The sequence below is a fragment of the Benzoatithermus flavus genome, from assembly GCF_037908215.1.
GTDB classification, from domain to species: domain Bacteria; phylum Pseudomonadota; class Alphaproteobacteria; order Geminicoccales; family Geminicoccaceae; genus Benzoatithermus; species Benzoatithermus flavus.
Map to the genome: position 1 here is coordinate 1 of NZ_JBBLZC010000147.1, position 523 is coordinate 523.

Annotated in this window: 1 protein-coding gene and 1 pseudogene; both read left to right on the forward strand. The window is 52.2% G+C overall.

The features are described 5' to 3' along the window. The first annotated feature begins 10 nt into the window (after positions 1-10). Entirely contained in the window at positions 11-121 is a 111-nt protein-coding gene (locus tag U1T56_RS24600) for a dUTP diphosphatase (RefSeq protein WP_418162096.1), read from the forward strand. Between the two features lie 92 nt (positions 122-213). Then, a pseudogene (locus U1T56_RS24605) lies at positions 214-523 on the forward strand (peptidase M28); the annotation flags it as partial.

A 523-nucleotide genomic window follows, 5' to 3' on the forward strand; every position in this document is an offset into this window, starting at 1 on the left:
TGCGCTGTTTGTGGAGTATTGGCGGCTTGGCGTGGCGCTCGGTTTTTCTTCCGACGACATCGAGGCGGCGTATCGGCGGAAAAATGAAGTGAACCACAAGCGGCAAAACGAGCGCTATTGATCTTTTTTTGGGTGGCGAATGATTCATTTTGCCAATCGTCAGCCTTTTCAAGTATAATAAAAAAGTGGACAAAACCGGAAAGGAGTACCAAGATGGCGAAGTTGGACGAAACGTTGACGATGCTGAAAGCGCTGACCGATGCGAAAGGCGTCCCGGGCAATGAGCGGGAAGCGCGCGATGTGATGAAGACATACATAGCTCCGTATGCGGATGAAGTGACAACGGATGGCCTCGGCAGCTTGATTGCCAAAAAAGAAGGGAAATCGGGCGGGCCGAAAGTGATGATCGCCGGCCATTTGGATGAAGTCGGCTTTATGGTGACGCAAATCGACGACAAAGGATTCATCCGCTTCCAAACGCTTGGCGGATGGTGGAGCCAAGTAATGCTCGCCCAGCGCGTGA